Source organism: Ktedonobacterales bacterium (assembly GCA_036557285.1).
In the GTDB taxonomy this organism is placed as follows: Bacteria; Chloroflexota; Ktedonobacteria; order Ktedonobacterales; family DATBGS01; genus DATBHW01.
In genome coordinates this window covers 1-26,254 of sequence record DATBHW010000018.1, presented here as the reverse complement: position 1 = coordinate 26,254, position 26,254 = coordinate 1, and the positions used below count along the sequence as shown (strand labels likewise).

General features: G+C 59.2%; 24 protein-coding genes and 1 CRISPR repeat array. Of the genes, 9 read left to right on the top strand and 15 right to left on the bottom strand.

Going from position 1 to position 26,254, the window contains the following annotated elements; all coding sequences use genetic code 11:
- Window positions 1–33: 33 nt before the first annotated feature.
- The 13 genes from VH599_06005 to ade all read right to left on the bottom strand — a co-directional run bounded on the left by VH599_06005 (window position 34) and on the right by ade (window position 14,013).
- On the bottom strand, window positions 34–1,416 hold the full coding sequence (locus VH599_06005; protein HEY7347855.1) for an amidohydrolase: 1,383 nt from the start codon (window positions 1,414–1,416) through the stop codon (window positions 34–36).
- 39 nt (window positions 1,417–1,455) lie between these two features.
- Window positions 1,456–1,665, bottom strand: a complete 210-nt coding sequence (locus VH599_06000) for a hypothetical protein (GenBank protein HEY7347854.1) — start codon at window positions 1,663–1,665, stop codon at window positions 1,456–1,458.
- Window positions 1,666–1,728: 63 nt separating this feature from the next.
- Window positions 1,729–2,715, bottom strand: coding sequence for an ornithine carbamoyltransferase (locus VH599_05995; protein ID HEY7347853.1), 987 nt, complete (start codon window positions 2,713–2,715; stop codon window positions 1,729–1,731).
- A 26-nt stretch (window positions 2,716–2,741) separates the two neighbouring features.
- Window positions 2,742–3,734, bottom strand: a complete 993-nt coding sequence (gene arcC / locus VH599_05990; GenBank protein HEY7347852.1) for a carbamate kinase — start codon at window positions 3,732–3,734, stop codon at window positions 2,742–2,744.
- Window positions 3,735–3,766: 32 nt separating this feature from the next.
- On the bottom strand, window positions 3,767–4,981 hold the full coding sequence (locus VH599_05985; protein HEY7347851.1) for a YgeY family selenium metabolism-linked hydrolase: 1,215 nt from the start codon (window positions 4,979–4,981) through the stop codon (window positions 3,767–3,769).
- A gap of 40 nt (window positions 4,982–5,021) precedes the next feature.
- A complete protein-coding gene (locus tag VH599_05980) occupies window positions 5,022–5,504 on the bottom strand; it encodes a hypothetical protein (protein HEY7347850.1) in 483 nt (160 codons plus the stop codon).
- Window positions 5,505–5,518: 14 nt separating this feature from the next.
- Complete coding sequence (gene ssnA / locus VH599_05975) at window positions 5,519–6,889, bottom strand: putative aminohydrolase SsnA (protein HEY7347849.1); 1,371 nt, start codon at window positions 6,887–6,889, stop codon at window positions 5,519–5,521.
- 25 nt (window positions 6,890–6,914) lie between these two features.
- Window positions 6,915–7,418, bottom strand: coding sequence for a GNAT family N-acetyltransferase (locus VH599_05970; protein ID HEY7347848.1), 504 nt, complete (start codon window positions 7,416–7,418; stop codon window positions 6,915–6,917).
- On the bottom strand, window positions 7,415–10,369 hold the full coding sequence (locus tag VH599_05965; GenBank protein ID HEY7347847.1) for a molybdopterin cofactor-binding domain-containing protein: 2,955 nt from the start codon (window positions 10,367–10,369) through the stop codon (window positions 7,415–7,417). The genes VH599_05970 and VH599_05965 overlap by 4 nt, the downstream gene beginning before the upstream one ends.
- A 27-nt stretch (window positions 10,370–10,396) precedes the next feature.
- Complete coding sequence (locus VH599_05960) at window positions 10,397–10,942, bottom strand: GNAT family N-acetyltransferase (protein HEY7347846.1); 546 nt, start codon at window positions 10,940–10,942, stop codon at window positions 10,397–10,399.
- Window positions 10,939–11,322, bottom strand: coding sequence for an ester cyclase (locus VH599_05955; GenBank protein ID HEY7347845.1), 384 nt, complete (start codon window positions 11,320–11,322; stop codon window positions 10,939–10,941). The genes VH599_05960 and VH599_05955 overlap by 4 nt, the downstream gene beginning before the upstream one ends.
- A gap of 17 nt (window positions 11,323–11,339) precedes the next feature.
- A complete protein-coding gene (locus tag VH599_05950) occupies window positions 11,340–12,281 on the bottom strand; it encodes an FAD binding domain-containing protein (GenBank protein HEY7347844.1) in 942 nt (313 codons plus the stop codon).
- A gap of 13 nt (window positions 12,282–12,294) precedes the next feature.
- Entirely contained in the window at window positions 12,295–14,013 is a 1,719-nt protein-coding gene (gene ade / locus VH599_05945; protein ID HEY7347843.1) for an adenine deaminase, read from the bottom strand.
- A gap of 112 nt (window positions 14,014–14,125) precedes the next feature.
- Here ade and VH599_05940 point away from each other — a divergent pair, with 112 nt between their 5' ends.
- The 9 genes from VH599_05940 to VH599_05900 all read left to right on the top strand — a co-directional run bounded on the left by VH599_05940 (window position 14,126) and on the right by VH599_05900 (window position 23,771).
- Window positions 14,126–14,902: an IclR family transcriptional regulator gene (locus VH599_05940; GenBank protein HEY7347842.1), complete on the top strand. Its 777-nt coding sequence runs from the start codon at window positions 14,126–14,128 to the stop codon at window positions 14,900–14,902.
- The gene (gene yqeB / locus VH599_05935; GenBank protein HEY7347841.1) at window positions 14,899–15,708 is read left to right on the top strand and encodes a selenium-dependent molybdenum cofactor biosynthesis protein YqeB; all 810 of its coding nucleotides are present in this window, start codon (window positions 14,899–14,901) and stop codon (window positions 15,706–15,708) included. Before VH599_05940 ends, yqeB begins: the two co-directional genes overlap by 4 nt.
- A 22-nt stretch (window positions 15,709–15,730) precedes the next feature.
- Window positions 15,731–16,627 (top strand): FAD binding domain-containing protein, encoded by an 897-nt coding sequence (locus VH599_05930; GenBank protein ID HEY7347840.1) that lies wholly within the window; start codon window positions 15,731–15,733, stop codon window positions 16,625–16,627.
- Complete coding sequence (locus tag VH599_05925) at window positions 16,620–17,126, top strand: (2Fe-2S)-binding protein (GenBank protein ID HEY7347839.1); 507 nt, start codon at window positions 16,620–16,622, stop codon at window positions 17,124–17,126. Before VH599_05930 ends, VH599_05925 begins: the two co-directional genes overlap by 8 nt.
- The gene (locus tag VH599_05920; protein ID HEY7347838.1) at window positions 17,123–17,650 is read left to right on the top strand and encodes an 8-oxo-dGTP diphosphatase; all 528 of its coding nucleotides are present in this window, start codon (window positions 17,123–17,125) and stop codon (window positions 17,648–17,650) included. Before VH599_05925 ends, VH599_05920 begins: the two co-directional genes overlap by 4 nt.
- A gap of 27 nt (window positions 17,651–17,677) precedes the next feature.
- A complete protein-coding gene (locus VH599_05915) occupies window positions 17,678–18,163 on the top strand; it encodes a DinB family protein (protein ID HEY7347837.1) in 486 nt (161 codons plus the stop codon).
- Between the two features lie 79 nt (window positions 18,164–18,242).
- Entirely contained in the window at window positions 18,243–20,621 is a 2,379-nt protein-coding gene (locus VH599_05910) for a molybdopterin cofactor-binding domain-containing protein (protein ID HEY7347836.1), read from the top strand.
- 276 nt (window positions 20,622–20,897) lie between these two features.
- Complete coding sequence (locus tag VH599_05905) at window positions 20,898–22,088, top strand: XdhC family protein (GenBank protein ID HEY7347835.1); 1,191 nt, start codon at window positions 20,898–20,900, stop codon at window positions 22,086–22,088.
- 609 nt (window positions 22,089–22,697) lie between these two features.
- The gene (locus tag VH599_05900; GenBank protein ID HEY7347834.1) at window positions 22,698–23,771 is read left to right on the top strand and encodes a GAF domain-containing protein; all 1,074 of its coding nucleotides are present in this window, start codon (window positions 22,698–22,700) and stop codon (window positions 23,769–23,771) included.
- On the opposite strand, the gene yqeC is transcribed toward VH599_05900, so the two are convergent.
- Together yqeC and VH599_05890 are read right to left on the bottom strand one after the other, a co-directional pair.
- Window positions 23,752–24,504 carry a selenium cofactor biosynthesis protein YqeC gene (yqeC, locus tag VH599_05895; protein ID HEY7347833.1) on the bottom strand — a complete coding sequence of 251 codons (753 nt, stop codon included), beginning with the start codon at window positions 24,502–24,504 and terminating at the stop codon, window positions 23,752–23,754. The genes VH599_05900 and yqeC overlap by 20 nt on opposite strands.
- Before the next feature lie 390 nt (window positions 24,505–24,894).
- Window positions 24,895–25,297: direct repeats of the CRISPR family, unit length 28 nt; unit sequence TTCAAATCCATCTCTGGAATAGAGGCCA.
- A 264-nt stretch (window positions 25,298–25,561) separates the two neighbouring features.
- Window positions 25,562–26,254 (bottom strand): hypothetical protein (locus VH599_05890; GenBank protein HEY7347832.1); only part of this gene is annotated, 693 nt, incomplete at its 5' end.

The window sequence follows — 26,254 nt, the reverse complement described above, 5'->3', positions numbered from 1 at the left end:
CCTCCTCTGCTGCTCATGAAAGATGGACAGGCTTTAGATCACCGGCCATCTCGGCTTCAGTTCAATGCCTGCGCGCTGGTAAAGCGTCGGCGCATGCTCGCGTGCCTCAACTTTAACGCGCTCTTCGTCCAGCGTCAGCAACTGCTGGCCGCGCACAATCCATTTGCCATCAATCATGACCGAATCCACTTCGCCGCCTGTTGCCGCATAGACTAATGTGGAGACAGGGTTCATGTTGGGCGTGGTGTGTAGCCGGTCCAGATCAATGACGACCAGATCAGCCTTCTTGCCAACCTCCAGTGAACCGATGTCGTCGGCCATGCCAACGGCTTTCGCTCCGTTGATGGTCGCCATCTCCAGCACCGTTTCGGCTGGTACGGTCAGCGGGTCGAGCGAGATGCCTTTGTGCAGAATAGCCGCCAGTTTCATCTCGCGGATCAGATCATAGTCGTTGTTGCTTGGGCCGCCATCGCAGCCCAGCGCGACATTGACGCCGGTTGTCAGCATTTGCGGAACCTTGCAGACGCCGGAGGCCAGTTTGCTATTAGAAGAGGGATTGTGCGAGACATGCGTGCCAGTACGCGCCAGCTTTTCCAGTTCCGGCTGGGTGAGCCAGACCATATGCACCAGCACGACATCTGGCCCCAGCAGGCCCACACTTTCGGCGAAATCAACGGGCGTCAGGCCATAGGTTTCGTTGAGGTAGATTTTGTCAGCCTCCACTTCGGCAAGGTGCATGGTGATGCCCATGCCGCGCTTGCGCGCTTCTCCGACCATCTCGCGGTAGAGTTCGGGCGTCACACCTCCGGGCGTGCGCGGGCCGAACCAGACGCGAATGCGCCCATCAGCCTTGTTGTGCCACTGGTCGTACATCTTGAGCGTGCCCAGCAGGCTTTGCTCGCGGGTTTCGCGCATGCCAGGGTACATCGAGTTGTTTTGCGTGGCGTATGTTCCGATGTCCATGACGATTTTGCCCAGGCAGGCGCGGATGCCGCTGTCGCGCACAACTTCAGCAATGCCGCTGTAACCGTAGCGATCAGCCAGACCGGACTCAAGGAAGGTGGTCGTACCCGATTTGAGCATCTCAGCTATGCACAACTGGGCGCTGACTCGGCCATCATCTTCAGTAAAATTGCCCTGAAGTACCCAGACGCGATCACAGAGCCATTCGATCAGCGCCATATCATCGGCGCAGCCGCGAATGAGCGCCTGCGCCAGATGTACGTGGGTATCCACCAATCCAGGGATGATGAGCTTGCCGCCCAGGTCCGCGCGATCTTCAGCCGGGTAGCGTTCAATCAGTTCCGCCGCTTTGCCTATGGCCGCGATACGGTCTTGCTGGATGACCAGCGCGCCGTCGGTGATGATGCGGCGCTGCGGGTCCATGCTGATGATAGTCGTATGGTACAGGAGCATGGTTTCTCCTTTTTGTGCTTGCTCTTGTTCCCAAGAGGGCTAGGCCGGGCGTTTCAATGTCCAGAACAGCCAGTTGGAAACGCCCACGCAACTGACAACTTCCCATCCAGCGCCGCCAAGCTGGGTCAACGCCATGACCACTTCGGGGTAGCTGCCTGAATGAAGATTTTCGCTACCATCCGGCATATTTACACGAATGGACCGCACATCCCATAGCCATTCTACCGTACAGTATTGCCATTGTTGCATTGAAAACCCTCCAGGGCCGGTTTTGCTCGCTTGCCAGACCAATTGTTTCTGAGCAGGAACGGGTTAGCGTCCCCCCATTGTCAGCGCCATAATCGCGTTCTGGACATGCATACGGTTTTCGGCCTGATCGTAAACGACTGATTGTGGGCCATCAATCACCGCGTCGGTTACTTCCACACCGCGATCAGCCGGGAGGCAGTGCATATAGATCGCGTCTGCCTGGGCCAGGCGCATGCGGCGTTCGTCGCAAATCCAATTAGCGTAACGCTTGATGGCCTCAGCCGACGCTTGCGGGTCGGGAATGGAATAGAGCGGCCCCCAACTCTTGGGATAGACAACATCAGCGCCGACGAAGGCTTCATCCATATCGTTGACGATCTTGAAGCTGCCGCCGCTTCTGCGCGCGTTTTCCTCAGCGTCTTGCAGGATTTCCGGCATCAGCTCAAAGCCAGGGGGATGCGCCAGGGTAACATCCGCGCCAAATTGAGAGAAAAGCTGCACTACCGAGACCGGCAGCGAGAGCGGTTTGGTATAGCTCTTGGCGTAGGCCCAGGACATCACCACTTTTTTCCCACGCAGATCGTGGCCCTTCTTCTCGCGCACTGTCATCAGATCGGCCATTGCCTGGCAGGGGTGAAACCAGTCGCACTGCATGTTAATAACCGGAATAGGAGCGTGTTCGGCTACTGCCCGTAGATACTGGTTGCCTTCGCCCCAATCGCAGTGGCGAATGGCAATGCCATGCCCGTAGGAGCCGAGAATCTTGCCAATTTCTTTCGGCGTGTCGCCATGCGAGATTTGCATTTTGTCTGGCTCTAGAAAGATGGCATGGCCGCCCAGGCGAGTCATGCCCGCCTCAAAGGAATTACGAGTGCGCGTGGAGGAGAAGAAGAAGAGCATGAAAAGCGTCTTATCGCGTAGATAGGGTGTTGGCTCATCGAGCGCCCACTTCATCTTGAGATCGTCTGCCAGTTGCAGGACGGTTTCCTGTTCTTCTTTCGTCCATTCCTGGGTACTGATAAAATCTTTGCCGCGCAGGTTGGTTTTCATCGTTTACTATCCTTCTGTGCCTGATCTTATGGTGTTATATGGGATGCTTTCTTGATATAGGCCGGTAGCTCGGCGCCATCTGGCAGAATCCAGGTGCCGGTTTCGCCTGTCAGGGCGCGCTCGATACTTTCCGGCGTGGTAATCAGCGCGGCTTTGCCGCCGCGTTCCAGATATTCCAGGGCGGCCTGCACCTTTGGCCCCATGCTGCCTTTGGCGAACTGACCTTCGCCGAAGTAGTGCTTTGCCTCTGAGGCCGAAAGCCTATCCAGATCGCGCTGGTCCGGCTTGCGGTAGTTCAGGGCGATCTTTTCAACGGCAGTGGAGATTAAGAGCAGATCGGCTTTGAGGGATGAGGCGAGCAGGCTGGAAGCCAGGTCTTTATCAATGACCGCTTCGATGCCACGCAGATTGCCCGCTTCGTTGCGGACGACGGGAATGCCACCGCCACCAACGGCCACGACGATAAAGTGGTTCTCGATCATGGTCTGGATGGCAGCTTGCTCGATAATCTCTTTTGGTCGCGGGGAAGCAACGACGCGCCGCCAGCCGCGCCCGGCGTCTTCAGCCATCGCCCAGCCATCTTTGGCCTGAAGGTTCTTTGCCTGCTCTTCGGTATAGAATGGCCCAATGGGCTTGCTGGGTCGCTGGATGGCAGGGTCATTAGCCTCAACCAGCACCTGTGTCACCAGAGTAACAGCCTGGCGGTTGATGCCGCGCCTACGAAACTCGTTGTGCAACGCCAGTTGAATCATATAGCCAATAGCGCCCTGTGTATCGGCGCCGCAGGAATCCAGCGGGACCGGATGAAGCTGATGCCGCGATAGCTCGGAACGAAGCAGGATGAAGCCAACCTGTGGGCCGTTGCCATGCGTGATAACGACATTCCAGCCCTGCCCAATCATCGCAGCAATATGGGCGGCTGTTTCGCATACGGCGTTCCACTGATCCGGTACGGTCTGATGGGCGCTGTCTTTAATCAGCGAATTGCCTCCGATGGCTACCACTGCAAGCTGTGTCATAACGACAACCTCTTTAGGAGAACGTAGTATTTTTATCCCCGCCCCATTTCGCTTACTACCAGCGGTAAGGCTGCGTAAAAATCAGCGCACTGCGTCACTTCTTCGATAGGTACCTGATCGAGAACGGTGTGGGCGAAGGTTTCGATGCCAGGGCCAAAGCCAACCGAGGGTATGCCCGCTTTGCCCATCCAGTAGGTGGCGTTGGTGGAGAAGACCCACTTGCTGACGGGGGCCGCTTTGCCATAGACGGCTCTGGTCGTCTCTTTGGCCGCTTGAATGAGCAGATGCTCTTCGTGGAGCGACCAGGCAGGATAGACCTTTTCCACCGGAAACGTGAAGTCGGTATAGCTCGGCTCCTCGTACATGGGGATTTCGATGCTGGCCTCGTCGCCCCCAGGCAGCGCCCGCAATTCGGCAATGACGCTCTCTTTGCTTTCGCCAACAGTGATGCGTCGGTCCAGGTAGATATTGCATTCATCGGGTATGGCGTTCAGCGAGGGGGTCTTAGTGGTGACATTGGTGACGGCAACGGAGCCAGGGCCAAGGAACGGGTCGCCGCGTGTCTTCAGTTCTTCGTGGAGGCGCTGCACGCCTTCAATGAAGGGCAGGGCGCGGTACATGGCGTTGACGCCGCGCTCCGGTGCGCTGGCGTGGCAGGTGCGGCCCTTGAACGTCACGCTGACCTCGATGCGCCCGCGATGGCCGCGATAAATCTGCATGCTGGTGGATTCGCCGATGACCGCGAACTCTGGCCGGATGCCCTCATGCTCCACCAGGGCATTGGGGGCAATGCCGTCGCACCACTCTTCCATGTTGCCGAAGTAATAGAGCGACCAATCTTTCGCCAGCCCCAGGCGTTTGAGAACGGCCAGCGCGTAGATCATCGGCGGCGTGGAGCATTTCTCGTCGCCTGCCCCCAGGCCATAGATAATGCCATCTTCCACCTTGCCCTCAAAGGGATCCCACTGCCATTGGCTGCGGTCTGCGATGCCCACCGTATCAATATGGCTGTCGTAGACCATCACGCGCGGCCCATAGCCCACGCGGCCAAGAATATTGCCCATCGTATCGCGTCGCACTTCGTCAAAGCCCAGTTCGCGCATGCGCGCGCCAACGACATCTGTTATTGGGCCAAGCTGGCTATCATAACTGGGGATTCTGATAATTTCGCGCAGAAAGGTGATCATGTCATCCTGGTGTTTTGCCAGTTCATGCTTGATCTTGTCAATATCGCTCGCCAGAGCCATTGTATGCTCCTTTTTTCTTAGGTTTTATGGTTATTTGTTTTTAGCGATTGATCTCAACCAGCAGCACCCAGGCGTCCAAAAGCGCAGCGAGGAAGCAGAATATGAAGCCAAAAACAAGCCAGTAAAGACCGCTCGCCCCCTTGGTCAATATCACAATGCCTGAGATTATCAATGGCACTGTCGCAATTTGATTCAGAGCAACCTGCATGATGAAAGGTCGCCGGTATTGGGCCTCGAACTGCCGCCAGCTATGCTGTTGGAGTGCGATAGTTGCTCCCCAGGCAACCAGACCGACCGCCAGTACCTCGATGCCAACAAGTGTCAATGATTGGCTGGGAACTAGCAGCAGCGAAGACGTGATAAGCACCGCCAGCAGCACCACCAGAGCCTCAGAGGCGCGGCCTGGCAGCCCTGGATAGGCGATGATCTTCGCCAGGTTGATTGAGACCCCAACGAAGATCAGCCCCGTCAGGGCCGCCGACGCGCCAACCTCAGCGATGAAAAAGTTTTCCCACCCATTCATGCAGCACTCCTCCTTCATTCCATCCTTGCCCACAGCTTTGCCGATAATTCGCGGGCGCGGGCCATGATGCGCTCTTCGTCGAGCGTTAGCAAGCGCCGGTCACGCATCAGCCAGCGGCCAGCGACCATCGTATCGCGGACATGGGTTCCGTCTGCGCCAAATATCAGGTGCCAGGGCAGATTGCCAGCCGTCAGCGGTGTGGGCGCGTTATAGTCCAGAATTACCAGATCAGCCGCCGCGCCAGGGCGCAGTTCGCCGAAGAAATGCTCCGGCGTCTCTGCAAAGGGCCGGAAGACGGATTCAGCGATGCGCGCGCTGCTGGCAAAAGCCATATCCATGACAACATCGCCGCCCATCAGGCGCGGATCGCGCCCGGCCAGCTTTGGCATGAGATAGGCGGTCTTCATTTCTTGCAGCATATTCATGCTGAAGCCGTCGTTGCCCAGCCCAACATTGACGCCAGCTTCGCGCATCTGCTGTACGGGAGCCACGCCCACCGCGTTGTTCATATTCGAGCGCGCGTTATGTACGACATGGGTTCGTGTGTGCGCCAACCGCCTGATTTCGCCACTGTTGACATGCACGCAATGCGCGGCGATGCTCAGCGGCCCTAGAATATCGCTGCGTTCCAGGCGCTCTACTGTGCGCACGCCATACGTTGCCAGGCTGTCTTCTTCGTCGCAGGCGTCTTCAGCGACATGGATATGAAAGCCCACGCCCAGGGCCAGCCCCAGCGCGGCGCAGCGTTCCAGCGATTTTGGGCTGAGGGTGAACGAAGCGTGCAGGCCAAAGCTGCCAGCAAGCATGGCTCGCCTGCCGGATGGGCGTTCGTGCAGTGAGCGAATGAAGCGTTCGTTTTCGCGGATGCCTGCCTCGGTGATAACTGGCCCATCGCGGTCAGAAACCTCATAGGCCAGGCAGGCGCGGATGCCCGCCTGCTCAACCGACTCGGCAATCACATCCAGGCTGCCATCAACGGCGTTGGGGCTGGCATGGTGGTCAATGACGCAGGTTGTGCCGTGTCGGATGGCATCGGCCATGAAGATGTCGGCGCTGGCGCGAGTATCTTCGAGTGTGAGCAGCTTATCCAGCCGCCACCAGAGCCGCTCCAGAATCTCAGGGAAGTTTTTGGGCGGCTCGCCTGGAACTGCCATGCCGCGCGCAAACGCGCCATAAAAATGGGTATGGGCGCAGAGAAACCCAGGCAGCACCAGCCCGCCGCGCTCATCCACGAAGTCAGCTTCGGGGTGCTGCGCGTGCAAATCAGCCGTCTTGCCGATAGCCGCGATCAACCCATCACGCACGAGCAGCGCCCCATCCTCGATGAGTTCGCTGGGCTGGCCGAGCGTGGCGATAGTTGCGTTGACGATAAGCGTATCTGGCATGGCCCGTTCTTCCTGTACGTAGAGGTCACTGCAAGGGCAAGATCATCAGTTCTTCATCCCAATACTGCTCGCCGCGTTTCAGCGCGCGTGGTTCCAGACCATAGGGTTGAAAGCCAAGGGATAGATACAATCGGCGAGCGGCTGTATTGCTGGTGACGACAGCGAGTAGGAGTTGTTCAAGTCCGGTTACCTTGCGCGCCTGAGCGATAGCTTCAGCTACCAGAGCCTTGCCAATGCCATGCCCACGCTGCTCAGGGGTCACATACATGCTGATGATGTAGCCCTTGTGCTGGCCTTTTACTCCTGATTCACGAAAGTAGCCGACGATACCCACCAGGCTTTCCTCAAACGCGCCGATATAAAAGGTTTCTGCATGCGGCTTCAGCAGCCGTTGACGCATATTCTCTTTGCCCCGCCCAAGCGTTTCCTCATAGGTTGAGCCAAATGCTTCTGGATTATCTTGAAGGGAGCGCAAGCGGACACTCCAAAGCGCTTCTATATCTTCTTCTGTGAGTAAACGTACAATCATTTATCGCCAGCGCCCTCTCTCATTGCCTGCCACACTCGTTCCGGCGTCAGCGGGGCTTCACGCACGCGCACTCCCAAGGCATCGGCGACGGCGTTGGCGATGGCCGGGGCCATGCCGTCAATAGGGATTTCCGCGACAGCCTTGGCTCCATAGGGGCCGTAGGGGTCGCTGGTTTCCACCAGATAGGTTTCCATCGCGGGCATCTCGTCGGCGCGGAAGATGTGGTAGGTGGTGAAGTCGGTGGTCAGCAGCGCGCCCTGGTCGTCATAGCGCATCTCTTCGCAGACACCGTAGCCGAGCGCCTGCGTTGCGCCGCCTTCAATCTGGCCTTCAGCCGTCGCGGGATTGATGGCACGCCCACAGTCAACGGCTGAGATCATCTTGACGACACGCACCGCGCCAGTCTCGCTGTCAACTTCGACTTCGGCGAACTGCGCGGCAAAGGGCGGCGGCGAATCGTAGCTCATGGTGGAGGCGGTTGCCATGATCTGATGCTGATTTTCGACATGCAGCGAATGCAGCGCCACATCGGAGATACTGACGCTGCGGCCATCGGGCGCATAGATGCGCCGGTTCTCTAGTCGCAGCATGGCTGGCGGAGCGTTGAGCATGCGCCCGGCCACTTCGCAGATTTGCTCGCGTACCTGCTCTGCCGCTTTCTTAACTGCGCCGCCTGAGATGTAGGTGGTGCTGGAGGCATAGGCGCCGGTATCAAAGGGCGTGAAGTCGGTATCAGACGAGTGAATGATAATGTCGGAGATGGGGACGCCCAGCACTTCGGCGCCGATCTGCGCCAGCACCGTATCCGAGCCGGTACCCAGGTCGGTTGCGCCCACCAGGACGTTAAAGGAGCCATCGTCGTTGAGCTTGATGCTGGCCCCGCCCATATCCAGCCCGGCAATAGCTGTGCCGTGCATGGCGATGGCGACGCCAACGCCGCGCTTGATGCGCCCTTCGCCCGGATGGCCGCGCTTCTCGTCCCAGCCGATGGCCGCTTTGCCCTTTTCGATGCAGCCCGGCAGGCCGCAGCTCTGAATCACCTGCGCCAGACCCTCTTTGCCTTCGCCCAGCGCGACAGAGAGCGGGTTCTCATCGCCCTGGCGTATCCAGTTTTTCTGCCGGAAGGCAATCACGTCCATGCCCAACGCTTTGGCAACCTCATCCATGTGGCTTTCCAGGGCAAAGATGCCCTGCGGCACGCCGTAGCCCCGAAACGCCCCTGGCGGGGGCAGGTTCGTATAGACCACATCGGCCACGAAGCGGATATTCGGCGCGCGATAGAGCGGCAGCGACTTGGAGCCGGTGTTGCTCTGGACGGTCAGCGCGTGCGTGCCATATGCACCGGTGTTTGCCAGCACGACCATCTCGTTAGCGGTCATCGTGCCGTCGAGCTTGACGCCGGTACGCATCTTCAGAATCTGCGGGTGGCGCGAGCGGCTGCTGCGAAACTCTTGCGCGCGGCTATACTCGAAGCGAACGGGCCTGCCGGTAGCAATAGTCAGGTGGGCAGCCAGGTCTTCGATCAGAACCTCTTGCTTAACGCCAAAGCCGCCGCCGATGCGCGGCTTGATGACGCGAATGCGCCGGGGCGGCAGACCGATGATCGGGGCGATGATGCGCCGAACGTGAAAAGGTACCTGGGTGCTGGTGCGCACGATCAGGCGCTCGTCCTCGTCCCAATAGGTGATGACGATATGTGGCTCCAGCGGCGTCTGCTGCACCTGGGGGACAATGTATTCGCCCTCGACGACCAGATCAGCCTCAGCAAAGCCCTGCTCAACGCTGCCAACGTTTGCCTCAATGCGCGCCGCCAGGTTGCGAGAGGGGTCGTGAATCCGGTACGAGTCTGGCTCAGGATGGATGCAAGGGGCATCTGTGTCCATTGCGCGGCGCGGGTCCAGCAGGGCAGGCAAGACATCGTAGTCTACGTCAATCAGATCAAGCGCCTGCTGTGCAATTTCGGGTGTCTCGGCGGCAACGATGGCAACGCGATCACCGACGAAGCGCACGACGTTATCCAGGCTGTACTGGTCATGTGGCCCCGGCTCCGGCCAGGATTGGCCTGCGGTGGTGTATGGGATGCGCGGCAGGTCTTTGTGTGTCAGGACAGCGTGGACGCCAGGGAGCGCCCTGGCTTTCGCGGCGTTGATATGGCGAATGAGCGCGTGGGCGTGGGGACTGGTCAGCAGGGCTGCGTGCAGCATGCCACGCAGTTCTATGTCGTCTACAAAGCAGGGCTTGCCGGTTGCCAGCTTTATCGCATCAACTTTGCGTTCGGCCTTGCCCACTGTTCGCAGCGATGTTTTCGGCTGCGCCAGGGTAGAGACGCTGGCTGCTGCTTCTGTCTCCAGATCATCTGGCGCGGCGCGGCGCGGGTCATGGGTAGGGCTGCTCTCGCCGCTGCTGTGTTTGCCTTCTTCGTGTTCACCATGTTCTGCTGATCGGCCAGGCGACCATATTTCGTTATCGCCAAACGCGGGCGGCGGCGCTTCGCCGCGCAGGATAGCGGCGGCGCGCTGGATGGCCTGCACGGGCTTGAGGTAGCCAGTACAGCGGCAGAGATTGCCGGAGATGGCGTCTCGAATCTGCTCCTCAGTGGGATCGGGCGTCTCTTTCAAGAGCGCCTGGGCAGCAACAACCATCGCCGGAATACAGTAGCCACACTGCACAGAGCCGTTATCGGCCAGCGCCTGTTGCAGCGGGTGCATCTGGCGCGGCGTACCCAACCCTTCTACCGTCGTGATCGCGGCGCCATCGGCCTGTGCCGCCAGCATGACGCAGGTGTTCCGAGGGACGCCATCCACCAGCACAGCGCATACGCCACATTCGCCGGTATCACACCCATATTTGACGCTGAACAGCCCTTCGCTGCGCAAGACTTCTAGCAAGCGCGCGCCCGGCGCGACTTCTAGTGAGCGGCGCGCGCCATTTATATTCAAGCCGATGCGCATATCTGCTACCCCTTGCTATGAGATTCACTAACTTGATTGCTTATGGGCTGGCGTTGATTGCGGCCTATCGCGTAGCCAATAGTCCCGGTTCAAGCGATAAAAATACTGTTCTGCATCCCAGGCTCGCAGGGACCGCTCAAAGCGCATACCGAGCTTTTCCAAGACGCGCTGGGAGCCTGTATTTGCGCTTTGTGTCATTCCTACAATGCGCTCCAGGGCCAGTCGGCGAAAGCCTTCATCAAGGCTGGCTGTGGCTGCTTCTGTCGCATATCCCCGCCCCCAAAAGTCGGGAGCAAATTTGTAGGAAAGTTCAACCACCTCCTCCAAGGGGGAGAGGCCGCAAAGGCCAATAGCTATATTGGCGTTTCGCTCGTAGACAGCCCAGAGGCCAAAGTTCTGCTCATCCCACGATTGGAGGAGCCTGGCAACCCTCTCTTCCGCTGCCTCCTGGGTGAGTACCCTTCCAAGATATTGCTGGACCCGTTCGTCGCGCCAGAGGCCGCTCAGCACTGGTATATCGTCTTCGGTTGGCCGCCTGAGTGAGAGGCGGGCGGTTTCAAGGCGAGTCATCATAATAATGCTGTTCCTTCGTTCCACTCCTCGACAATCTTGCCATCCGCCAGCCGGAAAATCTGGATCATAGTTCGTGACACCTGCTTGCCAGTTGGCGCATTCTTCGCGTAAGTGTCTTGATGCGTCCCCTGCCAGGTCGTGCGAATGACCACTTTGTCTCCCTCGGCAATCAGATCATCAATCTTGACAGAAAGATCAGGGAAGCCGGTGCGAACCGATGAAATAAAAGCCCTGACACCCTCCGGGCCTGCTGGCTGGTCGGGAGAAGAGCGATCAACGAATGAAGCAGTAAATATCTCGTTGATGATACTCAAGTTTCCCAGGTTGACCACCTCTTCAATGACACGGCGAATGATGGCTTTGTTCTCTTCGAGAGACATGCCTGGCGTTCCTCCGACTATGCTTTGTTGTTGCCCATCAACTGCTTCCAGCGCGCAGCGTCGGCGCATTGTTCCAGCGCCCGGCGCGCCAACGTGGCGGCGACATCGCGGCGGTAGGCCGGGCTGGCGCGAAAATCAGGCGGAGGCGCAAACGCATCTATGCCAGCCACTACGGCTGCGGCAATGTGCTCCTGGGTGATGCTCTGGCCTGCTAACAGGCTCTCGGCTGCGTGAAGACGCGCAGAAGCCATGCCAGCGCCGCCAACCGCTACACGCGCTTGCTGGCAGATGCCGCTCTGGATCAGCAAGAATGCCGCTGCGTGAACCAGGGCTACGTCGTCGGGCGCGCGAGCCACGCGCACAAACGCGCCTTCGGCGGCGGGCGCTTGCGGGAACCCAGTTCCCGCAGTCTCGCTCCCGATGGTCGCTCGCGCACCCGCGCCTTCGGCATGGGCAGGGGGCCGTTCGATGATGATTTCAACCAGCAGTTCTCCAGGCTGGCGTTCCTCGAAGACGGTTTCTGCCGGAACCAGGCGCTCTGCCTGGCCTATCAGACGGGCCTGGGCATCCAGCGCGGCCAGGGCAACGGGCAGGTCGGCGTTGGCGGCTGGGCCAGAGGCGAGCGTGCCGCCAATCGTGGCGGCGTTACGAATCAGGCGTGCTGCCGATGTTCCGGCGGCTTGCACCAGGATGCCACCGACCATCGCGCGTGCCAGCGGTGAATCAACCAGAGCTTGCAGCGTCAGCATCGCGCCGAATCGCATTTGTGAGCCTTGCTCGCTGATCGTGTTTAATCCGAGGGCGCGCAAGTCTACCAGCGCCCGAAGTTCATCGTCGCGCTGCCCAACTAGCAGCGTGCCTCCGGCAAGAGCAGCCGTCTTGATGCCTGGCCGCGCCAGCAGGCGCACCGCCTCGGCAATCGTTTCTGGCCGATGATATTCAGTGACATTGAGGAGCATTTCTGGTCCCTCTTTATTGTTGCAGCGGCACGACCTGCGCGGCGGTGACATCAATCAAACCTTGATCAGTGAGCTTGAGCGATGGTATGACCGATAGGCTTAAGAAGCTGAGCGTCATGAAGGGGTGTTCCAGGGCGCAGCCTAGTTCGGCGGCAGCGGCGTCGAGGGCTTGCAATTGGCTGACAAGTTCAGCGACTGGCAGCGGCGAAACCAGCCCGCCCAGCGGCAGCGGCACACTGGCGCGCACCTCCCCCTCGACGACCAGCGCGAAGCCACCCCCAAGCTCATTGATGGCTTCGATGGCCCGCAGAATGTCAGCATCGTTTGTGCCAGCAATCACCAGATTATGGGCGTCGTGGGCGACGGTGGAAGCAATGGCTCCCTTCTTCAGTCCAAAGCCTTTGACCAGCGCCAGGCCGACCTGGCCGCTGGCATGATGGCGCTCTACTACGACGAGCTTGAGCAGATCACGCGAGACATCGCTCACAAGCTGCCCATCGGCCAGCGGCGCTGCTTCGGTAAGGCGCAGCGTGGTGATCTGCCCTGGCTCAATGCCAATCACGGCTACATCGCCTTCGTGGCCTGAGATACGCAACTGTTCCGGGCGAATGGCGCCAGTGTGGACAGTGCTGGCTGTCATGGCCTCGGTGGCGGGCGCGGTAAAGAGCGCCTTGCCAGCCTGCGCCACCAGAACGCCCTCTTTATACACTTCCTGAATGGTAAAGCTCTCCAGATCATCTATGACCAGGATGTCGGCCACGTAGCCGGGCGCCAGCGCGCCGCGATCATCCATGCGGAAATACTGCGCAGTGTTGAGCGACCCCATGCGGATAGCCTGCATCGGGCTGAGGCCGCCAGCGATTGCCATGCGTACCATCGAATCAATATGACCGCGCTTCACCAGGTCTACCGGGTCGCGGTCATCGGTGACAAAGCAGGCGCGCGGTGGGGTGAGTTCTTTGATCAGAGGGAGCAAGGCTTCCAGGTTGCGGGCGGCTGAGCCTTCACGGACCATCAGCCACATGCCCAGGCGCAGTTTCTCACGCGCCTCATCGAGCGCGGTACTTTCGTGATCGGACATGATCCCCGCAGCCGCATAGGCGTTGAGGTCGCGCCCGCGCACACCGGGCGCGTGACCATCCACGACGCGCCCGCGCGCTCTGCTCGCCTCAATTTTCGCCAGTACCTGCGGCTCAGCGTGCAGGACGCCTGGCACATCCATCATCTCAGCCAGGCCCAGCACCCGATCATCATCGAGGAGCGGCAAGAGATCGGCGGCGGAAAGCGCCTGACGTGGGCTTTCCAGCGGAGAAGCGGGCACACAGGAGGAGAGGACCGCGTAGACGGTAAGCGGGAGGTTGCGCCCGGATGCCAGAGCGTAGCGAATGCCCTCCACGCCCATCACATTGGCATATTCATGAGGATCTATGATGATTGTGGTGGTGCCGTGCGGGACAACAACTTGCGCGAACTGCGCAAGCGTCAGCATTGTGCTTTCGATGTGCATATGCCCGTCAATCAAGCCAGGCACGAGAAAACGCCCGCCGAGATCACGGGAGTCGGGAGCGTCGTACTGCCCTGGCTCTCCAATGGCCGCGATAGCACCTTCGACGATGACAACATCGGCTGGATAGATTTCACCAGAGCAGACGTTGACAAGCTGACCATTCCGAAGAATCAGATCACCAGCCTCTTCACCCCGCGCTACGCGAATCCGGCGCGCGATGCCCATGACGAAACACCTCCCAGGAACTCTTGACAGCAGCTTTGCCCGCAAGTATACTCTGTTCACACCGATAATGGAACAAAATTCCACTGGACGGAACAGAAATGCGAGGCAGGCCATGCGGCACGGTGAGAGCAATGGCACAGTTCAGACGGTGCGCCGGGTTGCCTCCGTGTTTTCTGCGTTCCAGAGCCGGGGATTGCTGCGCATTACCGAACTGGCGGAACTGACCGGCTTGCCAAAATCAACGGTTCATCGTATCGTCAGCGCGCTCGTTGCTGAGGGCTTGCTCATTCAGGACGAGGACAGCCACAAATATCAACTGAGCCTGCGGGTAGCCGAACTTGGCGCGGGCCTCCTCAGTACCAATACGGTTCGTCGTGCGGCCAGACCGATCTTGCTGGACCTGCGCGATCAGACGCACGAGTCTGTGCATCTGGCGGTGCTGGAACACCTGGATGTTGTTATCATTGATACCGAAGATTCTTATTATTTTGTGCGCGAAGTGAATGTACCCGGCCAGCACCTTCCGGCCCATGCTGTTTCAACTGGGAAAGCACTGCTGGCGTATCAGTGGGAGGGCCGTCTGCGAGACTTGCTCTCGGAGATGTCTCTGAAGCGTTATACCGGGCAGACGATTACTGATCCGCGTCGGCTTCTCGAAGAACTGCGCCAGGTGCGCGCGCGGGGCTATGCGGTCTCTTGCGGAGAGTTAGAGGTGGGAGTGGAAGCGGTAGCCGCGCCGATCTTCGATCAAACGGGCGCTGTTACTGCCGCCGTTTCGGTAGGTGGGCCGAGCGAACGCTGCCACCCACGCCAGGCTGAGTTTATTCGGGCGGTATGCGAGGCTGGGCAGCGCATTACGCAGGCCATGCGCCTGAGCGGTTGGAGATGACCGTGTTTCGGCATATGCTGGTGGGCGTCAAAGGCGCTGGCGATCTTGCCAGCGGAACCATCCATCGTTTGAGCCGCGCTGGCTTTGCGGTGGTGGCAACCGAATTGCCACAACCGTTGGCGCTGCGGCGCACGGTGGCGTTTGCTGAAGCGGTCTATACCGGCTCCATCGAGATCGAGGGGCTTACTGGCGTGCGCGTGGATAGCCTGGATGGCGCGCGCGCGGCGCTGGCGCGGGGCCAAATGCCGGTGTTGATTGACCAGGATGGGGCGCTGCTGCGGGCGCTGCACCCAACGGCGCTCATTGATGCGAGGCTTGCCAAGCGTAATATCGGCATGCAGCTTACCGATGCTCAGGTGACACTGGCGCTGGGGCCAGGATTTGAGGCCGGAGTTGACACGCATGCCGTGATTGAAACGAATCGCGGCCATAACCTGGGGCGCGTCTATCTGAGCGGCTGCGCTGAGCCAGATACCGGCGTCCCTGGCGATATTGCTGGCTTTACGTCGGAACGGCTGCTGCGCGCGCCAGCTAATGGCTCATTGATGGCCCAGCACGCTATTGCTGATGTGGTGAAGGCGGGCGAGGTCATCGCTACCGTTGGCGGGACGCCGATGTATGCTCAGATTGGCGGCGTGCTGCGTGGCCTGGCGCATGATGGGCTGGTGGTTCGCCAGGGCATGAAAGTTGGCGATATAGACCCCCGCGCGCGGCGCGAACATTGCTTTAGCATTTCAGATAAGTCGCGGGCGATTGCGGGTGGCGCGCTGGAAGCCTTGCTGTATTTATTGGGAGCATCTGCATAAGATATTCTCGGAGCGTCCTGGTATGTTAAAGATTCGGGCGTATCATCGCCCCAAACATATTGACGAGGCGATCAGCCTGCTGAGCGAACCGGACGCGGGCCGGACGGTGATTGCTGGTGGGACCGATCTGCTGGTGAATCCGCGCTATATGGTTGGCGTGCGTGAGGTGGTGGACCTGCGCGATCTGGGCCTGGCTTTTATCTCTGGCCTGGAAGATGATCCCAGTACGAGCATGATAGTGATCGGCGCGTGCGCGACGATGCGCCAGGTAGCGCGCTCCCCGCTGATCCAGGGGCTGGCGTCTGGTATTCTGGCGCGCAGCGCGGCGGTCTGTGCTTCGCCCAATATTCGCAATATGGCGACGCTTGGCGGAAACACAGCTTCGGCGCTGCCTTCGGCTGATACGCCGCCGCCGCTGCTGGCGCTGGACGCGCTGGTCGTTCTGGCGGGGCCGCAGGGCAGGCGCATTGTGCCGCTGAGCGAGTTTTTTACCGGCCCGGCCCGCAGCATCCGCCAACCTGGGGAGATCATCACGGAGTTTCAGATTCCCCAACCTGACGCTGCCATGCGCGGCGGCTTTTATAAGATTGGGCGCGTCTCTGACGATATTGCGATGGTGAACGCTACTGTTACACTGGTCGTGCGCGATGGAATCATTGTGCAGGCGCGCGTAATGCTTGGCGCGGTGGCCCCGACGCCTATACGGGCCAGCGCGGCTGAAGCGGCGTTGGAGGGCCAGCAGCCCTCTGAAGCGGTCTTTCAGCAGGCGGCGTCATTTGCAGTGGAAGCGGCGCGGCCCATCAGCGATCATCGCGCATCCGCCGATTATCGGCGCAGGATGAGCGGCGTCGCTGCGCTGCGGGCACTGCGCCAGGCAGCCGGACGCGCGCCTCAGCCAGAGGAGTGGCATCATGCCTGAGAATGATACGGCGCTCGACATGACGCTAACCGTCAACGGGCGAGCGCAAAGCTGGCGCGTTCAGCCAGGGGAAACGCTGCTGGAGGCGCTTCAGCATCACAATATCAAGGGGCCAAAGCTGGTCTGTGGGACGGGGGATTGCTCCGCCTGTGGTGTCATATTCAATGGCGCGGCGATCAACGCCTGCTGTATGCTGGCGGCTCAGGCTGACGGCGTAGAGGTGGTGACGGTGGAGGGGCTGGCGAACGGCGCGAAGCTTCATCCGATTCAGGAAGCCTTTGCCGAGGCTGGCGCGGCGCAGTGCGGCTATTGCACGCCTGGCTTTATCATTCGCGCCTACGCGCTGCTGCAAGAAAATCCTGATCCAACCGAAGAGGAGGTGCGCGCGGGCTTTGCGGGCAGTATTTGCCGCTGCACCGGCTATGTCAAGCCGATTGAAGCGGCGCTGCGAGCGGCTGCGCTGCTGAGGGAGCAGCGTTCGCTGGAGGAGCGGGTATGATGACGCTCTCGTACACGATCTGCTTCTGTTATCGGGGCGATCTCGTTCTGATGCTCTACCGGAACCGTCCACCCAACCAGGGGCTTTGGAACGGGCTGGGCGGGAAGATTCAGCCGAATGAGACGCCATTTGCCTGTGTACAGCGCGAGATGTTAGAGGAAGCGGGAATTGATCTCAGCAGGTCGTTAACTTGCCGCTTTGCAGGTATCGTCACCTGGCCGAATGGCACTGACCCCACTGGACCCAGCAAAGGTATGTATGCTTTTCTGGCGGAACTGTCGCCTGGGGCTGAGACGTGGGAAAGAGAATGGGTCACGCCGGAGGGGCGGTTATGCTGGAAGCCTCTCGCGTGGGTTTGCGATCCTCAGAATACTGCTGTGGTTGAGAATATTCCCCATTTTCTGCCGCAGATGTTCTCCCAAAGGCGTCCGCAGGAGTATTATTGTGATTATCGGGCTGGCTTATTAATAGGTGTAAGTGTGCGCCTGTTACCAGAATGTGTGATGGTCGAAATGAACGCCTGATTTCATTGTTTCTGAAGCAGGAGATATATGACAACTACCCGTACTGAACTCATCGCAGTGCTTGAACAAACCGGGCCAGCGTTAGCGCGCTTAACGGCTGGCCTGGCGGATGAGGCGCTTGATTTTCATCCGGGCCAGGGCGAATGGAGCATTCGGGAAATTCTGGCGCATCTGGTGGATGATGAGATGTACGTGATGCGGCTGCGTCTGGAGCGGATCGTGAAAGAGGATCACCCGCATCTGACACCGCATGATGAGCAGAAGTGGTATGCCAACCGCAATACCACCCGTGACCATGTAGATGAACTGCTGGCCGATTTCAACCTTCAGCGCGCTGCCAGCCTGGGCATTATCAAGATACTGCGCGAGTCGGATTGGGCGCGCCAGGGCCATCAGCCTGAATATGGCGTCTTTACCGGCGAGGAATGGCTAGGGCATTGGGCGGAGCATGACAGCGTTCACCTGCGGCAGATTGAAAGCAACCTGAAGGCGTATCAGACTACATCTGCATGAAGAGGAGCGTTTGACTTGTAGCGCCGCCTTCCAGGCGGCGCTACAAGTGGCGTCAGTATCATTAAGAGGGCAGCGTCTCATGAGTACCAGCACTTCTGAAAAAAACTCGCCAACGATCACATCGCATGACCTTGCTGTTGTGGGTCGCGCCGAGCGGCGGGTAGACGCGCGCCCGCTGGTGGCTGGCGCTCCGGTCTATGCCTCCGAGTATGAGATGCCCGATATGCTCTACGGACGCATCCTGCACTCGCCCCACGCGCATGCTAATATCCTGCATATTGACGCGAGCCGGGCGCTGGCGCTGCCAGGAGTGCATGCTGTGCTGACGTGGCGCGATGTGCCGCGTGTGCGCCATACGACGGCTGGTCAGCCCTATCCTGAACTTTCACCCTATGATATGTATCTGCTCGATAACCGGGTGCGCTATGTCGGCGATTGGGTGGCGTTTGCCGCTGCTGAGACGGTGGAGCTTGCCGAAGAGGCGCTGGGGCTGATTGATGTGAGCTATGAAGCGCTGCCCGCTGTCTTTGATCCGCTGGAGGCGATGAAGGACGGCGCGCCGCAACTGCACGAGCCGGATACCCACCACCCCAATTATGGGACGCATAATGGGGAGATATATGACGCCACCCATAATATATCTGCTCATGAACTGCTGGTGCGCGGTGATGTTGACGCGGCTATGGCCGAGGCGGAACTGGTGGTCGAGGGGGAATATCGGGTGCAGCGGATTGCGCACTGCGCGCTCGAACCGCATATCAGCATCGCATACCTGGACCCGTATGAGCGGCTGAACGTGGTCAGCAGCACCCAGGTTCCCTACCATACCCGCAGGCAGCTTGCTGAGGCGCTGGCGCTGCCGATTGCCCGAATACGTATTATCAAGCCGCGCGTGGGCGGGGGCTTTGGCAGCAAGCAGGAGATGCTTTTGGAGCCAGTAGCGGGCGCGTTAGCCCTGGCGACACGGCGTCCGGTGCGGGTGGATTATTCGCGCAGCGAGGAGTTCAGCGCCGGGCGGTTCCGGCATCCCATCATTATGCGGATGCGTACCGGTCTCAAGCGCGATGGGACCATTCTGGCGATTGATATGCACAGCATCGGTAATACCGGCGCGTATGGCACGCATGGCTTTACCGTTGTGCGCAGCAGCGGCCACAAGACGCTGTGCCTCTATCGTGCCCGCGCCTATCGTTTTCAAGCCGATGTCGCCTATACCAACAGCCCGATTGCCGGGGCGATGCGCGGCTATGGCGCGCCGCAGGGCTTCTTTGCGCTGGAAAGTCATGTTGATGAATGCGCCCGCGCCGTTGGCATGGACCCGCTCGCGTTTCGCCGCAAGAACCATGTACAGAAGGGCGATTACGATCCGATTGATACTGAGGTGATTGACGGCATTACTATTCATCATCGCCGGTTCAACTCATGCGGGCTGGCGGAATGCCTGGAGCGTGGCGCGGCGGCGATTGGCTGGGGGCAGCCCTTCGAGCGCGCCCGCGTCACTGGCCCCATCCGGCGGGGACGAGGAATGGCGACGGCGATGCAGGGCAGCGGTGTCGCTGGCTTCGAGTTGGGCGGCGCTTCGATCAAGCTGAATGAAGACGGCTCGTTCAATGTGATGACGGGCGCAACTGACATCGGCCAGGGCAGCGATACGGTGTTGGCGCAGATTGCCGCTGAGGCGCTGGGAGTGGGGCTGGAAAAGATTCTGATGCACAGCGCAGATACCGACATCAGCGTCTTCGATTACGGCTCGTATGCTTCTTCGACGACCTATATCAGCGGCAAAGGGGTGGAGTTGGCAGCCAGAGAGGTGCGCCGCCAGATTTTGGAGGTGGCCGCCGATCTCTTGACCACCCCAGCCGATCAACTCGCTATTCACGATGGCGTGATCTGGTCGGCTGATGCGCCCACCAGGCTGACGATTGCCGACATTGCCATTGAGACGCTCTATGGGAACCATCGCCAGCAGATCATGGGTAAGGGCGATTTCTCGATTCACGATTCGCCCGCGCCCTTTTACGCGCAGTTTGCTGAGGTGGAGGTGGATATTGAGACGGGGCAGGTGCGCGTGACGCGGCTGGTGAACGCGCTGGACCTGGGCCGGGCGATCAATCCAACGCTTGCCAGCGGCCAGGTGGAAGGCGCGGTGACGATGGGCCTGGGCTACGCGCTGAGTGAGGAGATCAAGCTGGATGAGCGGGGGCGGGTGCGCAATCCGGGGTTTGTGGACTACAAACTGTTCACGACGTTGGATATGCCCCAGATGACGACGCTTCTGATAGAAGACCCGGAGCCAACCGGCCCGTTTGGGGCGAAATCAGCGGGCGAAGTGCCTATCAATGGGCCAGCGCCTGCCATCGCCAACGCCATCTTCGACGCGATTGGCGTGCGTATCCGCGACTTGCCGATTACGCCCGAAAAGATTCTGGCGGCGCTGGATGAGCAGGGCGGGCTATGATGCGTAATGATGTACCTTGAGGAGCCGAAAGCTGGAGATGGAAAATGGCTCCAAAGGGGGAATACCATAAATTCTGTAAATTCCGTAAATTCTTGACGATGATTTTTTATTTAAGAAGATGGTGTATATCGAGTTCATAGAATTTACAGAATTTACGGGTGTGGGGAAAACGAGGCTGAAATCACACAGGAGCGTACCCTTGTAGCGCCGCCTTCCAGGCGGCTCGCCGTTGGCCGCCAAGATGGCGGCGCTACAAGTGACAACAGGAGAGCATCCATGCGCGCCTTCTTTCAAGAATTAGCTGAATCGCTGGAAAAAGGGGAGACGGTTGCGCTGGCGACCATCGTCAAGCGGCGTGGTTCTGTGCCACGCGAAGTGGGCGCGAAGATGATCGTACATCCTGGCGGCGCGATTACGGGTACGGTTGGCGGCGGCTGCGGCGAGGCTGAAATCTGGCGCAGCGCGCTCCTGGCGATTGAGAGCGGACGCCCACAGTCGGTCTATGTCGATCTGACGGAAGAGATTGCGCTGAGCAGCCAGGGCGTCTGTGGCGGCACATACGAGGTGTTTGTACAGCCCTGGTCAAATAGCCCGCGCCTGGCGCCGCTCGACCTGCCAATGGGCCAGTATGCTCGCGCGGCTGAGGAGGCGCTGGCGGCAAATCAGGCTGCTGTGCTGGTCACGGTGATTCATGCTACCGGAGCCTGGCATCAGCGGTTGGGCGCTCAGGTGTTGGTGCGCGAAGACAGCGCGGTTACTGGTACGCTTGACCTGGAGCCTGCTCTTGAGCCGACCATCCGCGAGGCCGCGCTTGCCGCGATACGCGCGAGCGAGCCGGGCGTTGTAGAGTATGCTGGCTCTGAGGGCAGCATAGCAGAAGTGTTCTTCGACCCCTTCTTGCCGCGCCCTGACCTGCTTATTGTTGGCGCGGGGCATATCGCCGTTCCGCTGGCGCGACTTGCCGCTTCGCTTGATTTTGAGGTGACGGTGATTGATGACCGGGCCTCGTTTGCGAACAAAGATCGTTTTCCCCAGGCCAGCCAGATTTTCGTTGGCGGCGCCGAGCCAACGCTGCGGGGGTTGCGCATCACGCCGCGCAGCCATCTGGTGCTGGTGACTCGCGCTCACAGCCACGACGTAGAGGCGCTGCGGGCAGTGATTGATTCCGAAGCGGCCTATATCGGGATGATTGGCAGCCAGCGCCGTATCTGGGCGGTCTATAAGTTGCTGCATGATGAGGGCGTGTCAGCCGAGAAGTTGGCCCGCGTGCGCGCGCCCATTGGCCTCGACCTGGGCGGCAGCACCCCGGCGGAGATTGCCCTCTGTATTATGGCGGAGATCGTGATGCTGCGCCGGGCTGGCAGCGGCGTGCCGCTCTCTGATCGGCTGCGCGAGCGTTATCTGGCGCGTCTGGCAAAGCTGGATGCCGCCGAGGCTGTTTCAGACGATACCTTCAGCCACGAGTGACAGCACAGCCACCCCTCCCGACAATATGAGCAAGAGGCCGTCGCGTGTACCGCCGCCGTCCCTGGCGGCGAGACGGCTCGCTAGCGCGGACGCCCGCTCTCAAGGACAACGTATCAACAGGCCAACGTTGCGCCAGCACGGAGGCTGGCGGTACAGGCAGCGGCAAGTTGGCATGCTTTTTGCTGCCTGGTGGGTAAGCTCCAGGCAGCAAGGGCGGTTGAATCTGGCAGGCTGCCCTGTGAGCAACGGCTGGAAGCGGATGATATGAGCGAAGATGCTCAGATTGAACGAAGGGGAGATACTGTCAAGTACCCCCGCCTTTAGGCGGGAGCTTGTAACTCACGACGCGCAAGCGTCGTGGCTACCATCGGCTGCTTGACATCAGCCGTGTAGGCAGATGCCGCCAGCGTTTTACCCGGCGACGGTGCCTACTCGCCGGAACCCCCTACGCCTGAGTGGAAAGGTGCGTGACCGTTGCTCTGGTAGCTGCCTCGCCAGAGTGCCTTGCACCGTGATCTATTCTACCAGAGGCAAGCAAAACCAGAAATCGAGAGGAGGGGGCGCTTCCTCCCACGCCGCAAGCGCGTGGGTATCCGCGCCCAAAAGATTATGAACGCTTCAGCGCCGACAATGAAGGACAGCAACCAGGAAGGCGCTCGCTTTGGGTATGATCCGGCTGGCCCCAGGCCCACCAGACCGATTTATCGCGCTGCCCATCATACCCAGTCGGTGAGCGATCTGGCTGAAACGCTCAAACAGATCATGGTAAACGCGCTGGCGTTGCTGGGAGCGCGCCATTGTTGGATTACGGGGGTAGACCTTGCCAGCAATCAGCTTATCTCGATAGCCGCTCTTTCTCAAGATGCTCCCGAATCAAGCCGCGTCCGCGCGCCTATGCAACAACGTGTCGCGGGTTGGGTGACGGCCAACCGTGCCCCCGCCCTGATTAACGATGTTTCGAGCGATCCGCGCTGCCAGGGGTCTGGCGCCCCTGTGCGCGGCTCGATGCTGTGTGTACCCCTGCTTTCGGGCGAGCAATTGCTTGGCGCGATTACCGTCTCAAGCCCGTCTCCCAGGATGTTCAACCAGCAGGCGCTCAGGATGCTTCAGGCGCTGGCCGACCAGGCTATTCTGGCAATTTCCAGAGCGCGCCAGGCAGAAGCGTCACACCGACAGGCGCAGCAACTGGCCGCGTTTCTGGATGTGGCGCGGGCTATGACGAGTATGATGGGGACGCCGCAGATTTTGCGGGCGATTGTCGCCATGCTCCGCCGCTTAGTGCCTTGTGATGAGGCGGTCATTTTTGGCTATGTAGAGGAGGCGCAGGAGCTAAGGGCGGTGGCCCGGCTGGGCGCGCACGATACTCAACTTGAGAAACTGCGCATTCCGGCCAGCGATAAGCAATCGGTTGCCGCCTGGGTCGCCCAAAAGCGCCGCCCCATCTTACACGCGCCAGGGGGGCGAGTCTTTGTTGGGCGCGTCACAGAAGAACTGCTTGGGGAAGATGACCTGGCGCTGCTCGGTGTTCCGCTGCTTTCAAGGGACCAGCTTCGTGGAGTGGTTATCCTGGCGCGTTCTACGCCCTTCGATACCAGCGAATTGCGCGCCATGCTCAACATGAGCAATATCGTGGCGGTGGCAATGGATTATCAACTCTCAGGAGCTATGCCCCGTTCTTCCTGAATTGCGCCCACTCCAATGAGCAAAGTAATACGCCAGCCAGACGCCCGGAGGCGAGGGCATGCCGGGCGGTCTTCTCTGCGCTGTCCAGGTTGCGCTCATCTACGTGTGTCAGCGCCAGGACGGCGGGTACCCCCTGTGGTACGCCTTTCAATAACCCTTCCTGGTGTGCTGCCAATCTGGCAAGCGCCTGGGGTGTCAAGATTTCGCCAGCCTTCAAGCTCGTGATAGCTTCTACACGGTCCAGCCGATGCGCGATAGCGTCGCTCAGCGGCATCCCCAGCGCCTCGGCGCTCGCCAGCAATAAGACGAGATGTACTGTGGAGGGAATCGCTGGCTCATGCTCCGCCGGAGCTTTCAGCATGCGCCCCTTTGCGCCATCGGCCTCTACCAGCACGAAGTCCACTTTTGGAAGGCTGAGCAGATCAGCTACCCACTCTGGCGGCACGCCGCGCAGTTTGCCTTCAGGGGTAGCCGCTGTGGCTGCTGTGATGTGAAGCTGCCTCGCCAGCGCAGCGGCGACTCCCGCCAGTAAGGCTGCGCGGTCTGTCTCCAGCACGAGCGTTCCCGTCTGCTCTGCGCCCGGCGGGAAGATATAGGTGGTGGTGGTGGTGATGACCCGCAGGCCGCGAGCCGCCTGCTCTGCTGCCAGCCGAAACATAGTGGTTGTTTTGCCGCCAGCCCCGATCAGCGCAACGATCATCCCAGGCTTCAGTGGAAGCAGTTCACTCAGCATGGCTCCTCAGCTAATTTGTAACCGCTGATTTTGCAGTGCATTGGGTGTGACTTTGCAGTGCAGTAGGTGCATTTTTGTAGTGCAGTAATAGCAGTTTTGCAGTGCAGTGAGCAAATTTAGCGCTGCTGAGAGCCTATTTCTCCTGTAGTCATAACAATACCGCTTGCTTTGAATCCTACTGCAAAATAGCACCTCAAAACCCCCCGCTCGCCTTGGAATGAGGAATGCACTGCCTGGACAGCCTCATCCCATTTCCGTTCACTCGATCAGAAACCGGAAAAGGCATTGAGAAGAGTTACATCTTTGCTTGCGTGTGCTGGAAGCATAGCTTGAAATTCAACAATTACTCTTCCTCATCAAACTTGCAATATTGCAGAGGCCTGTAAAACCTCCAAATCCATCTATGGAATGGCGGTCATTGTAAATCCTGAACCCGCGGATGGTCGTCGCACTGGTGGGGGCCCTTCAAATCCATCTCTGGAATAGAGGCCACTGCAACGCGCTGTAGAAGCGGGCATTGGGCATGGCAAAGCGTAGTTTCAAATCCATCTCTGGAATAGAGGCCACTGCAACTACCAGAAGCGTTCCGAGAATGGTACTGCTACACCATGTTTCAAATCCATCTCTGGAATAAAGGCCATTGCAACGATGGCCTCTGGCTGCTGATTGCGCGGCGCGCGCAGGTTTCAAATCCATCTCTGGAATAGAGGCCATTGCAACTTTCCTGGCTGGCACGCCATCCAGACTTCCCCGCGCGTTTCAAATCCATCTCTGGAATAGAGGCCATTGCAACCGCAGTCAAATATACCGTTTCTCCAACCGAACGGTTTTTATGCACATTTTTATGAAGTTTGCTTGAATTATTTTCAAACTCTCTCTGCTTCTCAGGCAGTTATAATAGGTTACTCTCCAGCAAACGAAAGCTCAACACGTTCTCCAAGGAGAACCTCTTGTGTCCATCACTCCCGTCGCCAAGCTCTGCGCTCTCACTACCCTGGAGACAGATCTTTTGGAATTGGTCATCTCAACTGCTTTCCCCGTGGGTCTCCTTCCGGGTCTATCTATCTGATACTGTTCTCTCCTTGAACGATTTGCGAACAAGCAGTTTATTTCCTGCACGATGTTCTGCGAGGAGCATAGGCCATACATAGAGTTCTCTCAAAAGGGGATCTTCCTCGACAGTCTGCTCCTCAGGTACCACTTCTTCCCAGGAGAGATTTGTGTGGCGAAACTCGGTCAAGACACAGCTAAAAAACGCTCCAATGGGCGCTCGCCAGGGAAGGGTTCGTAAAGGAAGGATGCATTCTTCCTCCAAAGGGACCGCTTCCTCGACAGCTACACAGGTTGCGAATGAATCGGTTTGGCCCCAATACCCAATCATCTTTAACGACTCTCGAAAGTCATCGGTGGTTATCACGGGAACGTGCACATACACGGTCAGCAGGCCCTGCGCCTGCGCCACTTCCCGCAAACCCACCGACTCCACCATCTGGATTGTTTGCCCACTGCTTCGTCCTTTATACAGCCGCTGCACCTGCTGCGAAAGCGCCACGCGCTCTGGTGGCCGAATCCGCACAGGAGCGGCCCGAAGGATTGGAAACAGCACATGTTGCACGTACTGTCTGCCAAATAATTCACAGCCGGCCTTGATCAATGCCAACCTGACCGTTGCTGGCCCTGGACCTGGCGATGCCTGGGCACTGCTGATACTACTCAAAGGTATCCGGCAGGAGTAGGTCGCTGGAAAGTG